The 21,172-nt window shown below is 66.7% G+C and carries 22 protein-coding genes; 9 read left to right on the top strand and 13 right to left on the bottom strand.

Annotation, left to right across the window (positions count from 1 at the left end; translation table 11 throughout):
* Window positions 1-240 precede the first annotated feature (240 nt).
* Window positions 241-927: an HAD hydrolase family protein gene (locus tag LRQ07_RS18465; protein WP_256536495.1), complete on the top strand. Its 687-nt coding sequence runs from the start codon at window positions 241-243 to the stop codon at window positions 925-927.
* On the opposite strand, the gene LRQ07_RS18460 is transcribed toward LRQ07_RS18465, so the two are convergent.
* A complete protein-coding gene (locus tag LRQ07_RS18460) occupies window positions 904-1,887 on the bottom strand; it encodes a YhfZ family protein (RefSeq protein WP_256536494.1) in 984 nt (327 codons plus the stop codon). The genes LRQ07_RS18465 and LRQ07_RS18460 overlap by 24 nt on opposite strands.
* Window positions 1,888-1,935: 48 nt before the next feature.
* On the opposite strand from LRQ07_RS18460, the gene LRQ07_RS18455 reads away from it, so the two are divergent.
* Window positions 1,936-2,763 carry a protein kinase domain-containing protein gene (locus LRQ07_RS18455; protein WP_256536493.1) on the top strand — a complete coding sequence of 276 codons (828 nt, stop codon included), beginning with the start codon at window positions 1,936-1,938 and terminating at the stop codon, window positions 2,761-2,763.
* 207 nt (window positions 2,764-2,970) lie between these two features.
* Here the strand turns inward: LRQ07_RS18455 and LRQ07_RS18450 are convergent, their stop codons facing one another.
* The gene (locus tag LRQ07_RS18450; protein WP_256536492.1) at window positions 2,971-3,603 is read right to left on the bottom strand and encodes a hypothetical protein; all 633 of its coding nucleotides are present in this window, start codon (window positions 3,601-3,603) and stop codon (window positions 2,971-2,973) included.
* 241 nt (window positions 3,604-3,844) lie between these two features.
* Window positions 3,845-4,162, bottom strand: coding sequence for a hypothetical protein (locus LRQ07_RS18445; RefSeq protein WP_256536491.1), 318 nt, complete (start codon window positions 4,160-4,162; stop codon window positions 3,845-3,847).
* A 150-nt stretch (window positions 4,163-4,312) separates the two neighbouring features.
* On the opposite strand from LRQ07_RS18445, the gene LRQ07_RS18440 reads away from it, so the two are divergent.
* Complete coding sequence (locus LRQ07_RS18440; protein ID WP_256536490.1) at window positions 4,313-4,567, top strand: hypothetical protein; 255 nt, start codon at window positions 4,313-4,315, stop codon at window positions 4,565-4,567.
* Window positions 4,568-4,690: 123 nt separating this feature from the next.
* Here LRQ07_RS18440 and LRQ07_RS18435 read toward each other — a convergent pair whose 3' ends face one another.
* The 4 genes from LRQ07_RS18435 to LRQ07_RS18420 all read right to left on the bottom strand — a co-directional run bounded on the left by LRQ07_RS18435 (window position 4,691) and on the right by LRQ07_RS18420 (window position 8,594).
* On the bottom strand, window positions 4,691-6,436 hold the full coding sequence (locus LRQ07_RS18435) for a hypothetical protein (RefSeq protein ID WP_256536489.1): 1,746 nt from the start codon (window positions 6,434-6,436) through the stop codon (window positions 4,691-4,693).
* A gap of 167 nt (window positions 6,437-6,603) precedes the next feature.
* A complete protein-coding gene (locus LRQ07_RS18430; RefSeq protein ID WP_256536488.1) occupies window positions 6,604-7,731 on the bottom strand; it encodes a tyrosine-type recombinase/integrase in 1,128 nt (375 codons plus the stop codon).
* 39 nt (window positions 7,732-7,770) lie between these two features.
* Window positions 7,771-8,019 (bottom strand): SOS response-associated peptidase, encoded by a 249-nt coding sequence (locus tag LRQ07_RS18425; protein ID WP_256536487.1) that lies wholly within the window; start codon window positions 8,017-8,019, stop codon window positions 7,771-7,773.
* A 20-nt stretch (window positions 8,020-8,039) separates the two neighbouring features.
* A complete protein-coding gene (locus LRQ07_RS18420; RefSeq protein ID WP_256536486.1) occupies window positions 8,040-8,594 on the bottom strand; it encodes a recombinase family protein in 555 nt (184 codons plus the stop codon).
* Between the two features lie 205 nt (window positions 8,595-8,799).
* On the opposite strand from LRQ07_RS18420, the gene LRQ07_RS18415 reads away from it, so the two are divergent.
* The 4 genes from LRQ07_RS18415 to LRQ07_RS18400 are packed head-to-tail and all read left to right on the top strand — an operon-like array spanning window position 8,800 to window position 14,513.
* Window positions 8,800-10,155, top strand: coding sequence for a tyrosine-type recombinase/integrase (locus LRQ07_RS18415; RefSeq protein WP_413775547.1), 1,356 nt, complete (start codon window positions 8,800-8,802; stop codon window positions 10,153-10,155).
* A complete protein-coding gene (locus LRQ07_RS18410) occupies window positions 10,155-11,879 on the top strand; it encodes a hypothetical protein (RefSeq protein ID WP_256536484.1) in 1,725 nt (574 codons plus the stop codon). Before LRQ07_RS18415 ends, LRQ07_RS18410 begins: the two co-directional genes overlap by 1 nt.
* Complete coding sequence (locus LRQ07_RS18405; protein ID WP_256536483.1) at window positions 11,876-14,086, top strand: hypothetical protein; 2,211 nt, start codon at window positions 11,876-11,878, stop codon at window positions 14,084-14,086. Before LRQ07_RS18410 ends, LRQ07_RS18405 begins: the two co-directional genes overlap by 4 nt.
* On the top strand, window positions 14,076-14,513 hold the full coding sequence (locus LRQ07_RS18400; RefSeq protein WP_256536482.1) for a hypothetical protein: 438 nt from the start codon (window positions 14,076-14,078) through the stop codon (window positions 14,511-14,513). The genes LRQ07_RS18405 and LRQ07_RS18400 overlap by 11 nt, the downstream gene beginning before the upstream one ends.
* 242 nt (window positions 14,514-14,755) lie before the next feature.
* On the opposite strand, the gene LRQ07_RS18395 is transcribed toward LRQ07_RS18400, so the two are convergent.
* From LRQ07_RS18395 to LRQ07_RS18370, 6 genes are all read right to left on the bottom strand, one after another.
* Entirely contained in the window at window positions 14,756-15,514 is a 759-nt protein-coding gene (locus LRQ07_RS18395; RefSeq protein WP_256536481.1) for a Fic/DOC family protein, read from the bottom strand.
* Window positions 15,507-15,710: a hypothetical protein gene (locus LRQ07_RS18390; protein ID WP_071043057.1), complete on the bottom strand. Its 204-nt coding sequence runs from the start codon at window positions 15,708-15,710 to the stop codon at window positions 15,507-15,509. The genes LRQ07_RS18395 and LRQ07_RS18390 overlap by 8 nt, the downstream gene beginning before the upstream one ends.
* 136 nt (window positions 15,711-15,846) lie before the next feature.
* Entirely contained in the window at window positions 15,847-16,656 is an 810-nt protein-coding gene (locus LRQ07_RS18385) for an AAA family ATPase (RefSeq protein WP_060921758.1), read from the bottom strand.
* Entirely contained in the window at window positions 16,656-18,044 is a 1,389-nt protein-coding gene (locus tag LRQ07_RS18380; protein ID WP_256536480.1) for a Mu transposase C-terminal domain-containing protein, read from the bottom strand. Before LRQ07_RS18380 ends, LRQ07_RS18385 begins: the two co-directional genes overlap by 1 nt.
* A 7-nt stretch (window positions 18,045-18,051) precedes the next feature.
* Window positions 18,052-18,648, bottom strand: coding sequence for a recombinase family protein (locus tag LRQ07_RS18375; RefSeq protein WP_060921759.1), 597 nt, complete (start codon window positions 18,646-18,648; stop codon window positions 18,052-18,054).
* Between the two features lie 185 nt (window positions 18,649-18,833).
* Window positions 18,834-19,238, bottom strand: a complete 405-nt coding sequence (locus LRQ07_RS18370) for a heavy metal-responsive transcriptional regulator (RefSeq protein ID WP_183151636.1) — start codon at window positions 19,236-19,238, stop codon at window positions 18,834-18,836.
* Window positions 19,239-19,292: 54 nt separating this feature from the next.
* Here LRQ07_RS18370 and LRQ07_RS18365 point away from each other — a divergent pair, with 54 nt between their 5' ends.
* Together LRQ07_RS18365 and LRQ07_RS18360 are read left to right on the top strand one after the other, a co-directional pair.
* Window positions 19,293-19,607, top strand: coding sequence for a hypothetical protein (locus LRQ07_RS18365; RefSeq protein WP_060921760.1), 315 nt, complete (start codon window positions 19,293-19,295; stop codon window positions 19,605-19,607).
* Complete coding sequence (locus LRQ07_RS18360) at window positions 19,604-20,953, top strand: dihydrolipoyl dehydrogenase family protein (protein ID WP_082750005.1); 1,350 nt, start codon at window positions 19,604-19,606, stop codon at window positions 20,951-20,953. Before LRQ07_RS18365 ends, LRQ07_RS18360 begins: the two co-directional genes overlap by 4 nt.
* Window positions 20,954-21,172: the final 219 nt, after the last annotated feature.

Genomic DNA, 21,172 nt, shown 5'->3' with positions numbered 1-21,172 from the left:
ATGCTCCAGATGCGGAGTACTCCGAACTCGAACTATTGCAGGACAGTAAGTTCCTGTCAACGTCGCTCCTCGCGGTGGGGGCCGGGTGCTCGAGGATGTGCCGCGCATGAACGCCCGACCACGACCGCGGGCCGTCGCACTCGATGTCGACGGAACGCTCGCGTCTGAGCGGCGCCGAGTGAGCGCTCGCGCGACCCGGGTTCTGGCACGGCTCGAGCACGCGACATCCGGCCGATCATCGTGACCGGTCGCACCGAGCACGCCGCGGTGACCATCGCCACCGCCGCGGGCCTCGGCGCCCCGGTGATCGCCTGCAACGGCGCCTTTGTGACCGACCCCCGGTCCGGCACCCGCCTGACGGTGTCGACCTTCGATCCCGCAGCCATCCCGGCGATCCGCGGCGAAGCCGACCGTACGGGTCTGCAGTTCATCGCCTGGACCGCGAACGAGATGCGCGCCGAGGAGCGCACTGCGTTCACCGAGCTGCTCGAGGAGGTGAATGACGAGCCGGTCGTGATCGGCCCGATCGAGGACGAGCCGCGCGGAATCGTGAAGGTGATGCTGGCCGGTGACGACGCGTTGCTGGACGACCACGGCGCGTCGATCACGGAGCGGCACCCGTTCATCCGTCGTTCGATGGGGACGTTTCTCGAGGGCAGCAGTCCCGGGGCGTCGAAGGTGGAGGCGTTGCGCTTCGTCCTCGAGCGGCTCGGCATCTCACCGGAGGTCACCATCGGCTTCGGGGACGGTGAGACCGACGTCGAGTGGATGTCTGCGATCGGCTATCCGATCGCGATGGGCAACGCTCGCTCGGGCGTTGTCCGCATTGCGCGGGAGCGGGTGGGGCATCATCGCGACGATGCGGTGGCCGCGTACCTGGAAGAGCTGCTGCGCGGGGAGGAATCAGCCGCCGGCGGGGTCGAATGAGTCGTCGACGTCACGACGCAGCGCATCCTGCTGCACCTCCGCCAGATCGTCGAGACGAAGTTCGGCGGTCACGCTGCGGAGTTCTGGGCGCGAGGGTGACCCGATGAGCACCGCACCCGACAACTCGCCCCACGCGGCCTTCGCGGCATCGGTCGACAGCGCGTCCGTCGCGAGGCCGGCGAGGTCGAGCGGGATGATGGTCCTGGTCATGTGCCAGATTCCCACGTCGACCTCGCCGCGCAGCACCTGCGCTGGCACCGATGGGAACGGCGTGCCGATGTACGTGTGACCAGCGCCGATTGGAAACTCGGCCTCGGTGAGCACGACATGATCGGGAGAGCCTCGATCGATTGCGATCCGAAGCGGGCCGGTCGGCTCGAAGCTGCCCATCCGGACGACGACGAGCCGACCCTCGGCGTAGTAGGTTCCCGGTTCCAGGCGGCGGCTGAGCACCGACCTCGCTCCGCCCTCCGCGCCGACGGACGCGTTGATCGTGCCATCGAATGCGCCCGCGGACACCACGGCAAGATCATGCTCGCCGGTCATGACCGCGTCGACTCGTCGCGCACCGCCCGGCCGATGATGCACTGTGTGGGGTATGCCGAGGCGGGTCAGATCCTCGGCGAGTCGGTTGTCCAGGACATCGATCTCGATGGGCCCACGCGGCGGGAGCAGCAATCGCACCGGCGGGAGCCCGGCCGCTTGCCAGCACTGCCCGACATCGAGCGACTCGATGACGCGGCCCAGATGCCCGCGCGAGACGACGGCGAGGGCACCTCGGTCCTGCAGCAGGTCGAGCGCGCGTTGCATCGTGCCGGCCGCGATGTTGCACGTCGACTTGAAGTGCGCGTTCGTGGGGAGGGTCGCGCCGGCACCGCGGGAAAGCGCCTCGAGCACGATCGCACGCACGGCGGAATGCAGCCCCTGCCCGAGTCCCGCGATCCCCTCTGAAGCCCGCACTCGCCCCTCCCAGAATGACCAATACGGATCAACGGTACTGCCAGCAACGTGATCGGTCCGCGAAAGGAGCGCAAGAGCCGGCAGCCGCGAGCTTCGGATGCCGGCGCCGCCCTCCACGACAAGTCGCACGTGTCGATCACGGGGGTCAAGCAGTCATGCGCACGCCGAGCTGACGGGCGGACGACAGCAGCCGTGCTCGCCGGTAGATCGGTATACGTCGTCGAAGCGCGCGACTACGGCACCGCCGACGGCGATCCCCGGGAGGCCATGGAGTACTTCCCGCTCGACACGCTCAGCACACTGCTCCGGGGCAGCATGGTCGGCGGCGCCGGTTTGGCGCGCGAATTCGTCACAGAGACGGTGGACACCCTCGAGCATCTGCATGGACTCGACATCAATGATCGCGACCCTCAAGCCAGCAAACATCTTTGTGTGCAAGCTGGACCCGTCGACCTCGTGATCGGCGACCTCGGCATCTCGATCCGCGGCGCGGGCACCGTGGCCGCCAGGATGCGCGGCATGTGGGCCTCCGCCGCACCCGAAGCCGGATCTCCGCTCGTGAAGGAGCGGGCGGACCGGTGGTCGATCGGCATGATGGCCCACGAGCTGCTCACCGGCCGGCATCCGCTCGCCGACGCCGACGGACTGTTGCCGTCCGATAACCAGGTCCGTGCGAGCGTGTTCAATGGTGCCGTCGACGCAGCCGCGGTTGACCACCCTTGCCCCATCAGCTCGATCTGCATATATGCCGGAGATTCGAACGCCACCATCTTGCGGGACCGTCCATTACACGGCTTAGGGTCGAGGTTCGGGTCGCCGAACTGCAAGCAACGGCTGAACCCCACGCTTCGCTCAACTCCACGATCAGGGAGGTAGCAAATGGGTAATCAGCAGCAGCCGCCGAAGCCGCCATCGAAGCCCGGCCCGGGCCAACCCAACCCATTGGGAAAGCCACACTAGCCGCGCCTCCTGAAGCAGGCACCTGTCCAACTCTCGTACCGGTTTGGTGAGGGCCTCCGGAACATTTCGCTCCCCGGAGGCTCTCGCCGTGGGAGGGCGCCCAGGCGATGTGAGCGGGGCATTTCAGGCCCCGGACCGGCGAATCGGATCGATCGCCTTGCGAAGCGCCGAGACCACCGCCTCGGCGCACAGCGGGTCGCGGCCAGCGAGTTGCCTGCCTGCCTGCCACACCTCGATGAGCTTGTCGTCGCCGGCGTTGAACGCCGATAGGTAGTCGATCCACCGGTAGACACGGACCAGCGGTTCGGTCGGCAACAACGGCTCGATCGCCCGGAAGAGCCGATCCTTGAGGAGCTCCAGTTCCTCGTCGGTATGTTCGTCGTCCATCGTTGCGATGACCAGCGGCGGCTCGTCCGGCGACCCCTCCCAGAGGTATGCGACATTGACGTCACTGCCCGGCATCGGCAGACGCTCCACGAGGTCGGCGCCGCCGCGCCGAACGTTCGGTGAGATGCGGAGCGTGGTGAGAAGGGGCGATCCTGGATTCAGCCGGATGAGATTCCCGTAAGCGGAGTCCTCATGGGTGACGACGCCCAGCTGGGCGAGAGCGTTCACCTCACGGTGGACTTGAGCGACCGGCATCTGGGTGATAATCGCTATCTGCAGTTCGAGCTGACCTGACTCAGGACCATCGAACAGGGACTGGAGAATCGCGGCGAGGGGCCGGCGGAGCAGGTTCAACATCGCCTCGACCATGGTTGCTTCCTCCGGTGTGGCGGTCGGTTGTCATGGTGGCCGCCTGTACTCATCGGGCGCCAACCACCTGGCGTTGGGCACTCAACGTTGAGTCGATGTTCAGGTTGACGATGGCTTCAGCTGGCATCCGCTTGCCCCTTCGAGCGGAGTTGCTGCGGCGCAACGTCCCTAGCAGGTGTGGCGCGGTCTGGCAGCCGGTCGATGCTGGTCACAGTCGAGCTTCGAGCCCAGTAGAAGTCGGTCAACGGATCGGACGCGAAGTAGTGATGTGCATCCGTTCGCCTACTGCTGCGCCGCTGAAGGAGCGAAGCCGGCCGCGGCTGGGGGCGGCTATTCTCGGTCCGTTGGCGCCCCGAATCCGCTCCCAGCTGCCTGCAGTCAGGTCGATGACGTGTTCGCTGGTCAAGGTGCGAAGCAGCCAACGCCCTTCCGACTGCGTGGAGAGGTCGGTGACGTCGTCGGGCGCGTCGATGTCCTGGTCCTCTTCGAGCAGACGAACTCTTAAGGTTGCGGTATCGAGGACTGCCGCGACGACGGCGTCATCTCCAATCGGAGGCATCAGCACAACGCGACACACAAATGTCCCACGAGCCGACTCGTAAGCAACGGTTCGCGATACGAACCGATCGTTGGTTGCCATCATGAGGCGAGGCCGAGCTGAAAGGAGCGCCCGGTGAACCAACTCCCGTGACCTGGCGTCACCACCGCCATGGTCAGGAAGATCAGGAAGGTCGTAAGGAGGAAGGTAACTCAAGAGCACGTCTGCGTTGTCGGCACCGAAGGCGTCGAGGTCGCGCTCGTCGATTCGCGCATCATCATTCTCAGATTCCCCACCTCCGAGCACGGCGAGTCGAACGGCTTGGTTGAGCTCGTCCCGGAACCCTCGAGGAAGCCACGCCATTCGCGGCTTCACCCACCGAGCCTCTTCCCGGCGCCAGAAACAGCGGGGCGGCTCAACGTGTGACAATCGCAGCCGAATGGGATCGGCTGGTCGCCGCGAACAGCCACCACAACGCCGGCAAGCGCCGGCGCCGCGGCTCCGGCGCTGGCGGCACCGCCGGCGGCACCGCCGACGGTTGAATGTCGGTCATCGAGAGAGGCCGCCGCGATCGCGTTCCTGTGTCACACCCGCCCGGGCCTTTCGTGGCCGGGGGCTACGCCCCGTGGGCGTGGTGACAGCCTCGCGGGGGTGCTTCCCGTTGCCGGTGTCGGCAAGGACCCGGCCGCGGATCTCCTGCTCGCTGGCGGTGCCCTCCAGCGACCGTGCGAACGCGTCACGGCGCTCTGCGCTGTGGCTGTCGAGGCCCGCCGTCTGGACCGCGTACGAGACGAAGTTCTTGAAGGCGGCCGCCGAGAACACGCGACGGACATCGCCGTCCTTCCACTGGAACAGGAACGGAAGCGGCGGGGAGAACTCTCGCTCCAGCTCGTCATAGCGAATAACGAGCGGCACCTGATGCTCGCTCCCGCGCGCTCGTTGTCTTAGTCGAGCGAGGACGTGCGCCAGCTCTGGTGAGACGAGCAATACGCGCTCCTGGTCGGTCTTCGAGGGGACGACCTGCAGCAGGAGCATCTTCTCGCCCGTGGATGACTCGTAGGTGAACAGCGCGGTGGCCGTGAGCTCCGAGACCTCCTCTTGGCGCATGCCGGTCTCGTGCATGACGTGAACGGTCGCCCAGGACCAGAATGCCCGCTCTGCGACTCGTGCTTGGTGAATGCGAGTGTCGGTCGTGAGGTCCCGGATCGGAACGGCGGACATAGAAACGCCCGGGCCGGCGCTCGTTTCGCGAAGGTACTCGCGCCCGGCCCATTCGAATTGGTGGCCGAGCGGGGTGGCGGTCGCAGCTCGAAGGAGCGCCTCCTGTTGCTCGAGGTCTGCGTCGATGGCGGACAAGAGCTTCGGCACGTTCGGGGCGATCTTGCGTACGCGATGGTGTTGGGCGGCGACCACCCTCCTCTTGTGCTTCCGATGGCCTGCGGTGTCGATCTGCGAGACGATGCTGGCAGTGGACCAGGTCGCCCAGTAGGCATCGTGGGTGGCCCAGACGGCGATATCGAGATAGAGGGCGCGGACAGCGAAGAGCGTGCGATAGCGGTTTTTCAGGCGTCCGAGCGATTCAACTTTCCACCAGTCGACGAGGTCTGGGGCGATGCGCAGGTCCGATTGATTGGGATTCTTCGCGCGGATCTCGGTCCAGAAGTTGGCAAGGAGCTCGGTCGCCATCGACTGCAGGGTGGAGTAGTCGACCCCTGGCTCACGAGTACGTAGATATCGGGTGAACATCTCTGCCACAGCCGGCGGCTCCACCTTGTTCCTCGCGACAATAGCTGCGGCGTCCGGTCTCGGTGGCTTGGCGAGCTGCCTCAGGGGCGGCAGCTCCGGAGAGACGATGCTGAGCCGTTTGAGGATCTCGAGAGCCTCTGCGAGCCCCCGCCGGATGGGCTTCCGGGCGACCGCGGCAAAGGCGACGATGTCGTCGGCGGTGATCTCCTCGAGGTGCTTACCAGTGGCGACCTGGAGGATCAGGACGGCTCGCAGCGTGTCCCGTGCAGCGTCGGTCGGAAAGCGGTCGAGGGACCACGGAGAGAAGCCCTTGAGGCGGATGCGGCCGACGCGGTTCAGGAATTCGGCACTTGGCCGCAGTGCGTCAAGCCGGATAAAGATCGATACCGCCACGCCTGGGCTGGTTCGAAGTTCGCGCGCGACGTCGTTGAGTCCGGGAAAGGCGTCGTGCCAGCTCAAGCTCGGCATGTTCTCGACGCCGCTGGCGTCCCAGCGCCGCTGCCAGGTCTCGCCGGGGAAGGTCATAAGCGCGTCGATGAATGTCTGCACAATCGGGCGGTAGTCACTTCGTATGCCGTCGTCGTACGGCGAGTGAGGCATGGCGGCGTTCAAGAACACCCCGGGTCGCGCTCGTCCTCGGGAAGGCCGCCGATGCCGACGGAGTCGCGGCGCTTTGACCGGCACTTCAGCCGACGCGACAGTCTCGATCAGATCTCTCACCATGATGCGTCTCCTAGGAGTTCGTCGAGGTCGGAGGCGTCGTAGGCCAGAGGCGGACCCTCGGGTGCAGGCTTTGGGTCTGATCGCGACCGGAGGTGCTGAGCGACGCGCTCGATGATGTCGTCGTTGTGCTGTTGCAGATACTCCTGTGTCGTCGACAGATGCAGGTGTCCCAGGATGCGCTGGATGTCGGTCAGCGTCAGAGCCGGATCGTTCGACATGCGCACAGCCGCGGTGTGGCGGAGTCCATGCAGCCGTAGCTTCGCGTCGATCTCGTGTCCCACCCGGTTGAACATCGCTCGGGCAGCGTCATAGCCGAATGGGCGGTACGGTCGTCGGTTGGTCCACCAGACCGGATTGCCCTTGACGAGGAGTTCGGGAGGAAGCGATTCCTGATAGAGCCGCAACCACAGGAAGGCATTCGACGACGCCGGTAGCGCCTGCCTCGCACGAGAACCCTTCCGCTCGACCGTGATGCGCTGGGATCCAGGATCGACATCTTCGATGGTCATACCCAGTAGCTCCGACGGTCGCGCCGCACTGGAAAGGTAGAACTCAACGAGTGCTCGATCACGCGCGTTGCCGATGGTTCGAAGAATCTCCGAGATCCGCGATTCTACGATCAACCGAGGCGCTGTCTTCGGAACCTTCTGACGAAAGTCAGCGCGACGGTCGCGACGGAACTCCAGCTCGGGATTGTGATGGCCGTTCCTCCGGCGACCACTATCGACGCGGCGTGCAGGTACAGGGTTGAGGATCGGGCCACGCTGCTGTGCCAGGTGATAGTCGTAGAAGGCCGAGATCACGGCAAGGCTGTGGTTCAGCGTCCGGGGAGAAAGCGCCTCGGGGCTCAGCGCTGATGGTTGCCGGCAGGCGAGAACGAAATCGCGGACAGTCTCTCGGATCGCTCGTTCCCAGTCGATGTGCTCCAGATGTAGATGGCGAAACCATCTCAACAAGGCGTAGGCGTATGACCGGCAGCTCGACTCGGCGTTCCCTCGAGCCCAGAAGTCGAGCATGAAGTCGGAGACCGCTTCTATGACCTCGCCATCACCGTCGACGACAGACCAGAATGGAGGCTGGTCAAGCGGCAGTACTGCCCCGACCCCGCTTCTCTTGCTCATCCGAACGAGCATTGCATTCGGGACCGACAGCACGGGAACTTAGTTCGGTATACACACCTTCTCCATCCGCGCGTTGATGATCGGCGCCCCGGCAGGGCGACTGGGAGGCTTCGGCCAATCCCAGCGCGCCAACGCGACCTCCCGGTTCACGGTCCCGCCCTCGCCCGCCCACTCCCGAACAATCGGAGCGTCCGACGTCGGCGCGACCGAATACGACGGCCGCCAGTCCTGCGCGCGGCCACCCTCAGCGACGAACTGCTCGATCAGTTCGTTCGTCTCCTTGTTCATCGCGAAGCGCCCACACATGGCTACCTGCTCACCTTCTCGGTCTGGGCCAGCGCGCGGCGGACGGAGGCGGAGCTGACGTGCAGGGTCTTGGCGATCGTCTCCCACGTCGCCGGCGGGGTCTGAGCGCGCATCTGCCGCGCGACCTCGACGCGCTCGGCACTCATCACCGTGGGGCGGCCGCCGACGCGGCCCTGGGCGCGTGCGTACTCCAGACCGAGCCGGGTGTTCTCCCGGATCGTGTCGACGCGCAGCTGCGCGAACACGGCCACGATGCCGAACAGGGCGCGCCCCATCGGGGTCGTGGTGTCGATCACCGGTTCGGTGAGGCTCTTGATATCGACGCCCTTGTCCTCCAGCTCGTGCAGCGTCTCGATCAGGATGCGCTCGGTCCCGCCGAGCCGATCGAGGCGGCGCACCAACAGCACATCGCCGGCGCGGAGGTAGTCCATGCACGCGACCCACTGCGGGCGATCCTTGACCCGGCTGGAGTCGCCGTGATCGACGAACACGCGCTCCGCTCCTGCCGCGTGCAGCTCGGCCTCCTGGGCCTTCGGGTTCTGCTCACGCTTGGACACTCGGGCATTATTCCCGCTTACTTGCCGTGTCTCATCAAGTTGCTCACCCACGCGGTGGTTCTGGGTAACCACCGCACTGCTGCGTGTCTCACGGGTGGAGTTGTCGGTGGTGGGTGCTTGGCTGTCGCTCGTGCTTCTTCACTATTTCGACCCGGACGCCTGCAATGAATGCGGTCTGGGTGGCCGGCCGGTGATCCGTGCGGGCATGCCGGTGCTGATCGATGATGATCTGCGCTTCGAGGACGAGCACGGCCCGCGGCCATCGACGGTGATCAATCGCTGGTTGCGGGAGCTGCCGGTCAGCGGCGCACCGAGTGCGCGGACGTGGCGGACATACGCGCAGGTGCTTAAGGCGTGGGTGGAGTTCCTGGCTGCGGCCGGTTTCGACGTGTTTGGTGATCGGCGGCAGCTGCGAGACGGACTGTCGGCTTACGCCGAGCATCGGTTGTCCGGCCCGCCGGGGGCGAGGCTGGCGCCGGCGAGCTGGAACCTTGCGGTGAAGACGCTGTCGGCGTTTTACGGTTGGGCGGCAGCTGAGGGGCATGTGGCGGCGGTGCCGTTCTCCTACGCCAAGCAGATGATCACCCGTCCGGACGGCGCCCGGGTGGAGATCACCCGCAACCTGGCTACGGTCCGCGGCGGCAACGCGCACGCCGCCCGCAAGTACCTGGAGAGACCCTACGTCGAGTTGTTGATGAACGTGTTGGCCGGCAATGATCCGGCCGGACGGCGTGACGCATCGTTCCAGGGCAGGGAGACTGGCCGCAACGCCGCGGTGATCGGGCTGGCCCTGGCCAGCGGGCTGCGGGCCCAGGAGTTCACCTACCTGACGGTGTTCGAGGTGCCGCCACTGCCCGCCCGGCGCACGTCGGTCCCGGTCCCGCTGCCGTTGGCGCCGGCGACCACGAAGGGTGGCCGGGGCCGTTCGTCGTGGATCGACTACGACGCCCTGGCCCGGGTGCACGACTACATCCGGTTGGAGCGCGCGGCGACGGTGGCCGGCTCACGCTGGTCGCCGCGCGGCCCGCTGCACGTCACCGACCCGACCTATGAGGGTGCCCGGATCGATGGGGCGCGTCGGCGGTGGGCGTCGCTGAGCCCGGGCGAGCGGCTGCGGCTGGTGGCCCCGGGCGGGGGCAGCGCGCTGCTGGCGGTGTGTTCTGGCGGGGCACCGTTCGTGGACTGGGCCGGTGTGCTTGCCCGCACCTCGGCGCGGATCCGGGCCCGGTTCGAGCCGGGCTTCCCGCACGTGCACCCGCATATGACCCGGCACTCCTTCGCGATGCACACCCTGGAACGGCTGGTCGCCGGCTATTACCGGCAGGCCGCCAAGCTGGTGGCCGATACCGGCGGCGACGCGGCGCTCGCGCTGTATTTGACCAAGGCCGATCCGTTGCTGGTGCTGCGGGACCTGCTCGGGCATGCCAGTGCGGCTACCACTCAGACGTATCTGAATTTGTTGGACACGCAGCGGATCTACCGCGACGCCTACACCAGCGCTGACCCGTCCGAGATCGACGATGACGCGACGATGACGCCGCCCGCCGGGGAGCAGTTCTGATGCCGGCGACGGTGGTCTCGCCGTTGGCGGTGCTGTTCACGCTGCCCGGCGGCGTGTCCTACCGGCGGCGGATGGATGATCTGCCCAACCAGCGGCTGGCCGGGGACCTCGCGGCCGGGTTGGCTGCGGCCACCCATCCGCACGGGCCGATCCGGACCCGATCGGTCGCGGCGCAGTACGTGCAGACTGCCCGCCGGATGGTGCGCGAGCTGGGCGATGCGGGGTTTGACGGCGGTCTGCCCGAGCTGAGCACCGCGGTCATCGTGGAGTACTGGCTGGGCTGCGACTTTCATCGTGAACGCCGCCTGCGGGCGATCCTGACCGGGTTCGCCGCGGCGGGCGGCGAACTGCATGCGGGGATCGGCCGGCACTTGCAGGGGCGGCGGATCAACCAGATCATCAAGAGCCGGCCCAATCCGCCCTACACCGACGGGGAGTGGCGGCGGCTTGCCGCCGCCTGCACCGAGGTGATCGCCGCCTCGTGGCGCGCCCACCGGCAGGTACTGGCCACGATCGACAGTGACGCCCAGCCGGGCGGGCACGCCGCCGCCGACCACCCGGCGTGGCTGCTTCACCGGGACGGCCCGGCCACCGCCGAGGTGATCGCCGACCGGCTCGGCCCGGCTGCCGCGGCCGGCGTCGGCCGGGCCGAGGTGCTGGCAACCCGGCGGGCGTTGTTCCCTGACGGCGACACCGCGTTGGCCTATCTGACGCTGTTCGCGATGCGCACCGGGATCGTTCCGGACGGCATCGACGCGCTGAGGCTGTCCGATATCACCCGGACCTCGCCGTCCACAGTCCTGCTGTCCTACACCAAGGGCCGCACCGGGCGGGAGGCGTTGAACCTGCCACGGGACGCGGTGCGGCTGCTGGATCGCTGGCTCGAGCACAGCGGCCCGCTACGCGCCCACGCCGGCGAACGGGCGGAGAACCTGTGGCTCTACGTGCCGGCCGGTGACCGCACCGGCGGCCACGGGCTGCTCTACCCCAGACCCCGCACGCAGGCCCGGCGCGCGGCCTTCACTGCGGCGGCCGGCCTGGCCGGTGATGACGGTCGGCCGTTGCGGTTGCACGGCGGCCGGATCCGGGCGACCTACCAGCATCGCCGCGACCGGTCGGCCTGGACGGGGCGGACCACGATCGACCCCAACCACAGCGCCCGGGTAGAAGGCGATCACTATCTGCACTCGCACACCCCGGCCCAGCTCGACGCGTTGGAGGAGATCATCGAACAGGCGCAGACCGACCTGCGGCGCAAGGCCAAGCCGGCGATCGTCGTCACCGGTGAGGGCGCGGCCGAGTTCGCCGCGGCCTTCCCACGCCTGGTCGAGGATGCCGGGCTGGACGCCGAGGCGATCACCGCGCTGCTGGCCGGCCGCCAGGACGTGTTCGTTGCCGCCTGTGCTGCACCGTTGAACAGTCCGCACGCCCCGGCCGGCACGCTCTGCCCGGCCCGGCCGTGGGTGTGTCTGCTGTGTCCGTTGGCGACCTTCGCGCCGCGGCACCTGCCCAACCTGTTGCGGCTCAAGGCGTTCTTCGCCCGCCAGGGCACCCAGCTGACCGCCGGGCAGTTCCTTGCACTGTTCGGCCCCTACGCCGCCCGCCTGGATGGCGACGTGCTGCCGCGCTTCGCGCCGGCCGATCTCCAGGCGGCCTCACGCCGCCTGGACGAGGACGCCGCCGGGACAGACTTTCCGCTGCACCTGGAAGAGCTGGCGCAGTGAGCATCGCCAACACCGCTGCCAGCGCCGAACACCCCGGCCGCGGTCCGTTCGTCGGGCTTGACGTCGCCAAGGTTGCCGGGCTGTCGCTGGCACCGGGCAGCGCCCGGCCGGTGTTCGACTACGACATCTGGGACCTGTCCGGACTGGCCGACGCGCCGGTCATCATGGGCGCGCACCGCAAGATCCTCGACTTCACCCAGATCACCAACCCGCGGTGGCGCCTCACGGCCCGACAGTATCTGCTGGCGCGGATGGTACCCGGGCATCCCACAATCGCCACCTTGCCCCACGCGATCCGCAGCCCGCTGAACCCGAACAGCCTCTGGACGGCGCTGAAACACCTCGCCGGCTGGTTCAACTACCTCACCGCCGCCGGCGTTCACTCGCTGACCGAGGTCACCCAGGCCCACTGCGACAGTTACCTACTGGCGCTCTCGCAGGACGCCGGTCAGGGCGGCCGGCGATTGTCGCCGGCCACGTTGACCACGTCGGTTCGCGCGCCTCAGATGTTGGCCCTCTACGACGAGATCCTCGACGAGCACTACCAGGACGGGTTCACCCCGTGGGCCGGACGCAGCCCCGACGTCGTGGCCGGATACCAGCGGCCGTATGGCAACCGGGTACCACCGGTCCCGGACACCCTGCTGCGCCCGCTGCTGGCCGACACCCTCTACCTGGTGAGCACCATCGCCCCGCTACTGACCGCCGAAGCCACCGCGGCGGCCACGTTCGATCGGCGGGAGGCCGCATCACGCCGACACCTTCCGGCACAGCAGCTGGACAGCCTGCGCGAAGCGATCGGCTCCCGCACCGTCAGCGGCGTCCCGGCCCCGAAGCTGTCGGCCGGCGCACTCACCCAGCGTCTGGGCCGCGGCTGGGATCCGAACGACCCGCTGCTGCACCTGGCCTGGCATCCTGTGGTCGTTGAAACCGTCGGCGCGATGGGCCACCGACGTGACTTGGAACGGCTGCGGCCCGAACTGGAAACGTGGGTGAACCGGTGCGGGATCGAACAACCCTGGGCACGCAACCCGGCAACCGTGGCACCGTTGCACGGCGATGAACCGGTCGCTTGGACGGCGCCGATGAGCCGCCAGCAACTCGACACGACGATCTACGCGCTCACCTCCGCCTGCTACTACCTCACCGCCGCACTGTCCGGGATGCGCGCCAGCGAACTGCTCGAACTGACCGCCGGCTGCCGCCGACGCGACGAACTACCCGGCGGCAGCTCACGGTTCCGGCTGGTCACCCGCCGCACCAAGGGCGAGTCGTTCGGCGGCGTCGAGGACGCCTGGGTGGTGCTCGCCGACGTCGACCAGGCCATCACCATGGCCGAGCAGCTCACCGGCGCAGCCACCGGCCAGCGGCTGTTCGCCACCGGATCGAACAACAGCAACCGGCGGCTCACCGCGCTGCGGCAGTGGATCGGCAGCGAGCCCGGCCGCCGGCTCGGTCTCGACCCCGTCCCAGACGGTGCGATCAACCCGCGGGCGCTGCGCCGCACCCTCGCTCTGACGATCGCCCAACGCCCGCACGGGCTGATGGCCGCCAAGGTGCACCTGAAACACGTCAGCATCGCCACCACCGAGGGCTACGCGGCCCGCCCAGGCGGACAGCAGGCCGCGTTCATCGCCGAGATCAGCGCCGAGGAGGAAGCCGAGCACCTGCGCCTGACCGCCGCCGCCTACCACGACTACCAGCGCGGCGTGCTACCCGCCGGCCACGGCGCCCGCGACCTGATCGCCGCGTTCCAGAGCGTCGACCAACTCCTTGCACGCCACGACCCCGGCCCGGTCACCGTCATCGACGACCGCCGAGTTGAACGGCTGCTCAAGACCACCGCCGCCACCCTGCACGTCGGGATCGGCAACTACTGCTGGTTCACCGACCCAAGCAAGGCGCTCTGCCTGAAACTCGCCGGCACCCCCGACGCCGACCAACCCCTGATCGGGATGTGTGACTCGGCCCGATGCCCCCAAGCCACCCACCACGCCCTGCACCGCCCGGCCTGGGCCGAGCACGCCCAGAACATCACCACCGTGTTCCTCGGCAACCCACGCCTGTCCAAGCCAGAACAGGCACGCGCACGCACCGCCCTCGACCGGGCACAGCGCATCCTGGCCGAGATCGACGCCGACGGAGCCAGCCCAGACCAGAACGCAACCGGCGCCAACACAGTTCAGGAGCCCGACCATGGACAGTGATCGGCAGGCCGACGCCGATACCCGCATCCGATCAGCGATCACGCAGCTTCTCGCCGGCGACATCCCCGACGGGCTCAAATGCGACGTGAAGAGCCTGTGCATACTCGCCGGCGTTCCCCGCGCCACGCTCTACCGCACCTACCCACACCTCAAAGCCAACTTCGACAGCCAACGCAACGCCGCTCACGACAACGGCCAGCAGCCCGACCCACGGCTCGCCAGCATCGACCGGCTCAAGACCGAGATCACCGACCTCCGCACACGCCTGAGAGCCCGCGACCACGAAATCACCGAACTGAAGCGATTCCGCGACACCGCGGTGTCCCGACTCGCCGCCCAGCACGAGGAGATCACCGCACTCAGAACCCAGCCACAGACCGCCGGACGCGCGAAGCTGCGTTCATTGCCCAGCCGAAAACAGCCCTGAACGACGAAACCGATCACCGAAGCTCACAGCCTGCAACCACGGCAACAACTGACACGACGCCGCGCACGGCCCGCGGCCCACGGCCCAACACCATGATCGAACCCGCCCCCTCAACAGGCTGGACGACCGAGACACGTCCACGTCCGACTGCCCAACCCGCGCATCACAGATCGGCCGCCACATCGAGACAAACGATCAATGGACATGTCTCATGCGGAGCTAACGCGCATAGCCGACGACGGTCATAGGTCCCTCCCCTGTTCCGCTTCTCGGCCGGGTGTCGTCGGCCGGCGCGAGCGGCCCGTCGACGTCGACGGTGCGGAGCGTCCCGGCGCGACGCTGCTGCTCAGGTTGGCGAACGCGCGCAGCTGCTCCATCCGTTCCGGGGTTAGCCGGCCTCCCGCGGCGGGCTGCACGATGCGGTCGAAGATCCCGCGCAGTTCGGTGAAGTCCTGGCGTTCCATAGCGGCACGTGACGCCTGGTCGTTCTCCGCCCCGGTGACTCGGCCCCAGTCGAGGTCGAATCCGGCGCCGGCGGCGATCTGCGTCCAGAAGATTCGTTGCGTGCGGCCGTTGCCCTCCCGGAACGGGTGGAGGTAGTTCACCTGGTCGTAGTGGTGCGCCAGGCGATCTACGAACCGGTCACGGTCCAGGCCGTGCAGCTGGTGCTCGTCCGCGAGCTCCGCGAACGCGAACCCCGCGCCGGACTCCAGCCGGGACACGGGCATGAAGAACTCCGCGCCCGGGTCGGTGCCCTTGCGGATGTCGACAGTGCGCAGCTGGCCGGCCCAGTCGTAGACGTCCTGGAACAGCTGCCGGTGGATTGCCTGGAGCTGTCGAAGATCTCCGGTGACCTTCACCGGGCGGGTGATCATCTCGGCCCGTCGCCACTCGGTCAGTTCCGCTTCGGCGCTATCCAGCGTGGCGCGGTCGGTCAGGCCGAGCCGGTTGCGGAGGATGCCCGATTCGGGCTCGAGGTACGGGTCGACGAAATCAGGCAAGGCCCCAGCGGGCCCGTGTGCGGCGTCCCAGCTCGTCGACGTCGAACTCCCCCGCTGCGTAGGCGGCCGCGTCGGCGCGGTACTCAGCGCCGGCGGTGAGGCCTTCCATCGCGGAACTGTGGGCGGCGTCGGCCACGACGCGCTCGCGCAGCTCGCGCTCGGCCGCGGAGATGGTGCTGGCGGTCTTGACGCTCATGGTGGCCTCCCTCGTTGCTTCTAGTCTACCCGACTTGCTCAAAAACCTATAGTGAAGGTTTTGCACAGAATGGGGTTTTGACAAGGGTTGTGGAGTTGATCGCTCGGTGGCGGTGTTCTGTGATCGCTTGGCGGCGTTAGTTGCCGATGACGAGGATGCTAGCTGCGGCTTCGATGACGTCGTCGGTGATGGTCTCAAGCCCGTTGATCTTCAGCACTCGGGCGATCTGAGGGAAGAGCCGTTCAAGGAGACGAAAGTTGCCACGGGTGATGCGTTCGATCGCAGCTATCGCCTGCGCGTCGGTGAAGTCCTCTGGGTCGAGTTGCTGTCCTAGGTGTTTCCAGTGGCGGTCGAGGACGAAGAGGAGTTCTTCTCGGCCGAGGGTTCGGTAGTGGTGGGAGAAGCCGAGTCGGCTGTAGAGCTGTGGGTAGTGGCGGAACCGTTGGTCGATGCCGGGCATGCCAATGAGGATCATAGAGAGGTGTTCACGGTCGTGGCGGTCGCGGAGCAGCTCGAGCGCAGTCGGTGTGAGCCTTTCGGCTTCGTCGATGATGAGCAGATCCACGAGGTGAGACATGCCGATCGGCGTGGTGGTCGGTTCGGTCTCACGCGAGCGGAGGTGTTCGTCGGCGCAGATCTCGACCTTTGCCTGCCAGCGGTCGATGTCGTGCATGAGATCTTTGGGTCTGCAGAGGACCTCGGGTGTGTAGAAGACAGTCCGGGATCGGTTGGCGAGGGCGTAGTGCTTGGCGTCGTGCTCGCCGCGAGGTCCCCACTTGTTGATGTAGGGCTCCAGAGCGTCCCAGTTTGCGTAGCGGCGGGCGGAGTTGGTCTTGCCGACGCCGGCGTCGCCGTGGCAGATGCCGATGGTTTTCTCTTTGCGGACGGCGTTCGCGAATTCGGTGAAGCGTCGGTGCTCTTTGGTGACGATGAATGGCTGGTTCATCACTCGTCCTCTTCGTAGGTGCGTAGCCGGCGGCGATGCGGAGGTGCCGCGACGTCGCGTGGCTCGTCGCGGGTGACGGCGGTGAGGATGCGGTCGTTGATGGTGTGTCGGAGTGCGCGGCGGCGGGCTCGGCGGGCGGTTTCGATGTCGCGGAGGCTGAGGCGGAGATTGGGGTGGGCTTCGTCGACGGCGATGCAGACGAATGTGTCGCGGTCGTACACGCGGATCTCGGAGATGTCGCGCGGGTCGTAGCGGATTGTGATCGTGTGCCCGACGAAGGGGGCGAGTGTCGGAGCGAGGTAGCGCTGGCCCTGGAAGTGAATGCCGTCGCGCTGCACGACCCGGTTCTTGGGGACCGTGAGCAGGAGGCCGTCGAGTTGTTCCAGACTGTCGGGCATTCGCGGAAGCCAGCCGTCCGCGACCCACGCGTCCCGAGGCGATACTCCGAGCTCCCGGTGCGGGCGTGCGTTGTACATCCCGATGAACCCGCCGATCGCCTGGTCGAGGGCGGCCAGATCTAGAGCGGGGTGAGGATTCCTGTCGCCTGGTCTGAGGTGCCCGGGGAGAGTGGAGAGAAGCTCTGTGTTGATGGTGCGGAAGAAGCGTTCGATCTTGCCGCGGCCTTGGGGCCGAGCCACGGTGGAGTGGATGATCCGGATGCGCAGCTCGATGGCGGTGCGTTCGAGGTGATGGCTGGTAAAGTCGGAGCCGTGGTCGACGTGGAGCACGTCGGGTATTCCACACATGGCCCACGCGGGGTCGGTCTTGCGCCAGATCGCCTGCCTGAGCGCGAGGGCCGTGTTCATCGCTGATGGTGCACCGGTGAAGACGGTGTATCCGCAGATCGCGCGTGAGTGGTCGTCGATCACGATCGTGAGCCAGGGTCGATCAGATTTGCCGCCTACGGCACTGGTGATGAGGATGTCGAGTTCGGTGTGATCGGCCTGCCAGATCTGGTTGGGCCCGTCGGCTCGGCGCCGGTATACGAGCTCGTATCGATCGCGATACGCAATGGGTCCATCCAACGCGAGCGTTACCAGTGCCGGGTCGAGGGACTGCACGATATCTCGGACGGTGGCGTAGCTGGGCACCACCAGGCCTTGCCGCTCCGCTTCGGTACTCGCAAGGCGGTGCAGCGTCGCGATCGCTGGCCTCGGCCTGGTCAACGCGAGGTGCTCGATGAATCTGACCAATTCGCCCCCCGTGCGACGAATGCCGGCGTCGGCTCTCGGTTGAGGGTCGAGTGCAGTGATGCCGTGGTCTCGGTAGAGCTGGTGCCAGCGTTGGAGCGTGCGCAGGCCAATCCCGGTTTCTCGGGAGAGAGCGGTGAGAGGTATCTGGTCCTCGACGTGTAGTCGAAGAATTCGCCACCGCTCCCCGCCGCTCATCACATCGCTAGATGGTGATGCTCTCGCGGCTGGCGAGGGCTTGCTGGTGGCGGTAGAGCGTGGCGCGACTCCACCCGACGAGCCGTGCTGCATCTTCGGCGGTGCGACCTTTCGCTCGGGCGTCGGCGGCGATCGCGAGCTTGTCGGCGATTACCGCTGGGTCCGAGAGTGGACGACCGAAGCGAGTGCCGCTCTGCCTGGCGGCGGCGATCCCAGCATTTACCCGCTCGACAATCAGTTCACGCTCGTACTCCGCGAGCGTGGCGAGCATGTTCAGCATCAACCGGCCCGTCGATGTCGCTGGATCTATCCCATCCGAGACAGAACGCACATGGATGCCCCGCTCGCGCAGCAGGTTTACGGTGTTCAGCACGTCGATGAGGGAGCGGCCGAGGCGGTCCACGCGCCAGACGACGACGGTGTCACCGGCTTCTGCGTGCTCGAGGAGTTTTTTCATCCCACGACGCTCGATCGCGGTCTTGCTCCCGGAGGTGACATCGGCGAACACGTCGCGCTTCTGAACACCAGCGGCGACGAGTGCGTCGAGCTGCAGCTGCGCATCCTGGCTCGATGTGCTCACGCGGGTGTATCCAAGAAGTCTCACTCGGCCATTGTGCCTCACAAACCCCGCCGCGTCATCGCGCTGAGACACTTTCCGGTGAGACGCATTGTTGAGACAGACGCTGACCGAGGATCACACGGATCAGCGATCACACAGCCGGGATCCGGCCGATGTCTCGAAAAGCTGTAGCTTTTCGAGATGCCCTGCTGGTGCGTACAACGACGGGTTTACGGTAGCGGCCGCGGGATGACGTTGCAGATGCTGCGCTCCGAGCACGTCGCTGGGTCGACGGCCGAACTGGTGGTGAGCATGTCGACGAGTTCTGTTTCGAGACGGGCGAGTTCTTGTTGACGGACCCTGACTTCATTGAGTTTGCCATCGAGCAGCGAGTGCACGTGCGAGCAGGGCGCCTGCCCGTCTTCCCGGAGAGTGAGGACTCCGGCGATGTCGGCCAGCGTCAATCCGGCAGATTGAGCGGCGCGAATGAATCCGACGCGGGAAGCGACCTCATCGTCATAGACCCGGTATCCATTGCTTTGTCGACTCGGTGCAGAAAGTAGCCCTTCGCGTTCGTAGAAACGAAGGGTCTGGGTGCTGACTCCCGTGGTGGCGGCGAGGTCTCCAATGCGCATACCCCCATTTCACCACTTGACCTTGTACCGGGCTGCAACGTTTACGGTCGATGCATGCAGATCACGTTGCAGTACTTCGATGGGTGCCCGAACTGGGAGACGGCCGCGGATCGCCTCACGGTGATCGCCGCGGAACGATCCGACGTCACGGTGAGCCGGCAGCTCATCGAGACGCAGGAGGAAGCGGAAGCTCTCGACTTCCGCGGGTCCCCGACTCTCCTGGCCGACGGTGTGCCGCTGTTTCCCGCGCCAGAAGCTCCGCCCGGCCTGTCGTGCCGGGTGTATTTGACACCGGCAGGTCTTGCCGGGTCGCCCACGACAGAGCAGATCCGGGACGCCATCAGGACCGTCGAAGCGGGTATCCGGTGAGTGACGCGTTCGATCTGCTGGTCATCGGTGCAGGCATGGCGGGCACGTCCGCTGCGAACAAGTGTGCGGCGCAGGGCTGGCGGGTCGGGATTGTCGACGCGTTGCCCTACGGCGGTACCTGCGCGCTCCGGGGATGCGACCCGAAAAAGATCCTCCGCCGCGGCGCCGAAATCGTCGATGCCGCCCGGCTGATGAACGACACCGGCATTACAGAAGGCGGCCTCCGTGTCGACTGGCCGGCCCTGATGCGGCGCAAGCGCGGCTTCACCGACGGTGTCCCGAAAGGCATGGAAGACGAACTCACCGGCAACGGTGCCACCACTTTTCACGGCCACGCCGAGTTCACTGGCCCGAACACCCTCACCATCGATGGCACTACCCACCACGCCGACCGCTTCCTCATCGCCACCGGGGCCACCCCGAGGCCGTTGACGTTCCCCGGTGCGGCACACCTCATCGACAGCACCCAATTCCTCGACCTCGATGCTCTACCGCAGCGGATCGTGTTCATCGGCGGCGGCTTCATCTCGTTCGAGTTCGCGCACATCGCCGCCCGCGCCGGCGCGCAGTGCACGATCATCGACCACGGCCCGCGACCCCTGCGCGAGTTCGACCCCGACCTGGTGGAGTTGCTGACCTCCCGCACCGAGCAAGCCGGCATCCACGTCTACCGAAACACCAACGTCACCGCCATCGAGGCCGCCCCCGCCGGGTTCCAGATCAGCATCAACACCCACGGCACGACCACCCGTCTTGACGCGGACCTCGTCGTTCATGGAGCAGGTCGCGTCCCCGCCCTCGATGGCCTCCATTTGGACGCTGCCGGTATTGCCGGCAGCCTACGTGGAGTCACCGTCGCCGGGCACCTGCAAAGCACCACCAACCCCGCCGTCTATGCCGCAGGAGACGCCGCCGACACCGCGGGACGTCCCCTGACTCCGGTGGCCGTGTTTGAGGGGAAAGTCGCCGCGTCGAACATGCTCAAAGGAACCACCACAGCACCCGACTACACCGGGGTCCCCACGACCGTGTTCACCATCCCGGAGCTGAACCGGGTCGGCCTCCTCGAAGAAGAAGCCGCCACAAGCCACAACACCGCCGTTCGCTTCACTGACACCAGCAACTGGTACTCCACCTACCGGGTCGCCGAAACCACCGCCGCCGCGAAGATCATCATCGATACCGACACCGATCAGATCCTTGGCGCGCACCTGCTCGGCCCCGGCTACTCCGAACTGATCAACACCTTCGGCATCGCCATCAAACTGGGTCTCACCACCCGGCAACTCAAATCCACCACCGCCACCTACCCCTCCCTCGGCTCCGACCTCGGCTCCCTACTCTGACCAACTAACACACAGAGCCGACTACCTCTGCTTTCCGTCAGTTGCCGGCCAGCCACACCCGTCACTAAGCGATCACAAAACACCGCCAAAAAGCGACAATGTCCACAGACAAGGGTTTTGAGCACCGGAGCTTTCCCGACATCTCGCGGCGCGCACCGCGCGCTGGTCGGCCTGCTCAGAATCGATCGTTTTCGGCCCGCGGCCCTGGAGCCGTGAGCT

Source organism: Microbacterium sp. J1-1 (genome assembly GCF_024498615.1).
Taxonomy (GTDB): Bacteria; Actinomycetota; Actinomycetes; order Actinomycetales; family Microbacteriaceae; genus Microbacterium; species Microbacterium aurugineum.
Note: the sequence above shows the minus strand (reverse complement) of the source record. Positions and strands in the feature narration are given on the sequence as shown.

What these genes read in the sequence shown, in the direction of transcription:
- LRQ07_RS18410 (WP_256536484.1), top strand. Translation starts at nt 10,155, where the DNA reads ATGCCGGCGACGGTGGTCTCGCCGTTGGCGGTGCTGTTCACGCTGCCC.
- LRQ07_RS18440 (WP_256536490.1), top strand. Translation starts at nt 4,313, where the DNA reads ATGGTCAGGAAGATCAGGAAGGTCGTAAGGAGGAAGGTAACTCAAGAG.
- LRQ07_RS18385 (WP_060921758.1), bottom strand. Translation starts at nt 16,656, where the DNA reads ATGAACCAGCCATTCATCGTCACCAAAGAGCACCGACGCTTCACCGAA.
- LRQ07_RS18425 (WP_256536487.1), bottom strand. Translation starts at nt 8,019, where the DNA reads ATGAACAAGGAGACGAACGAACTGATCGAGCAGTTCGTCGCTGAGGGT.
- LRQ07_RS18365 (WP_060921760.1), top strand. Translation starts at nt 19,293, where the DNA reads ATGCAGATCACGTTGCAGTACTTCGATGGGTGCCCGAACTGGGAGACG.
- LRQ07_RS18450 (WP_256536492.1), bottom strand. Translation starts at nt 3,603, where the DNA reads ATGGTCGAGGCGATGTTGAACCTGCTCCGCCGGCCCCTCGCCGCGATT.
- LRQ07_RS18445 (WP_256536491.1), bottom strand. Translation starts at nt 4,162, where the DNA reads ATGCCTCCGATTGGAGATGACGCCGTCGTCGCGGCAGTCCTCGATACC.
- LRQ07_RS18415 (WP_413775547.1), top strand. Translation starts at nt 8,800, where the DNA reads ATGCCGGTGCTGATCGATGATGATCTGCGCTTCGAGGACGAGCACGGC.
- LRQ07_RS18430 (WP_256536488.1), bottom strand. Translation starts at nt 7,731, where the DNA reads ATGAGCAAGAGAAGCGGGGTCGGGGCAGTACTGCCGCTTGACCAGCCT.
- LRQ07_RS18380 (WP_256536480.1), bottom strand. Translation starts at nt 18,044, where the DNA reads ATGAGCGGCGGGGAGCGGTGGCGAATTCTTCGACTACACGTCGAGGAC.
- LRQ07_RS18370 (WP_183151636.1), bottom strand. Translation starts at nt 19,238, where the DNA reads ATGCGCATTGGAGACCTCGCCGCCACCACGGGAGTCAGCACCCAGACC.
- LRQ07_RS18390 (WP_071043057.1), bottom strand. Translation starts at nt 15,710, where the DNA reads ATGAGCGTCAAGACCGCCAGCACCATCTCCGCGGCCGAGCGCGAGCTG.
- LRQ07_RS18400 (WP_256536482.1), top strand. Translation starts at nt 14,076, where the DNA reads ATGGACAGTGATCGGCAGGCCGACGCCGATACCCGCATCCGATCAGCG.